Source organism: Priestia sp. SIMBA_032 (genome assembly GCF_046535215.1).
Taxonomy (GTDB): domain Bacteria; phylum Bacillota; class Bacilli; order Bacillales; family Bacillaceae_H; genus Priestia; species Priestia aryabhattai.
The window spans coordinates 1-251 of sequence record NZ_JAWRXD010001187.1; the positions used below are offsets into that span (position 1 = coordinate 1).

The 251-nt window shown below is 69.7% G+C and carries 1 protein-coding gene; it reads right to left on the minus strand.

What is annotated here, in order from left to right; genetic code table 11:
* The coding region (locus SB717_RS38060; protein WP_410908362.1) for a hypothetical protein at positions 1 to 251 on the minus strand (251 nt) is incomplete at both ends.

Genomic DNA, 251 nt, shown 5'->3' on the forward strand with positions numbered 1-251 from the left:
GACCGACTGGTAGAACTGCTTCGTCCCTCCGCTCTGCACCTTGGCCCGCAGCTCGTCCGAGATGACGGAGTTCATGGCGGGGCTGCCGCGGTCGGGCGGTGCGAGCACGCCCGTGTCCTGCCCGGGCACCCGATAGGCCGCCACCAGCCGGCTGGACGTCGACGCCTGCACACTCTGCAGCACAGTGTTGAGGAGGTTCTTGCCGCCGTCCCCGGAGGAGACGTCCGACGCGTTGAGGGTCGACTGGGCCG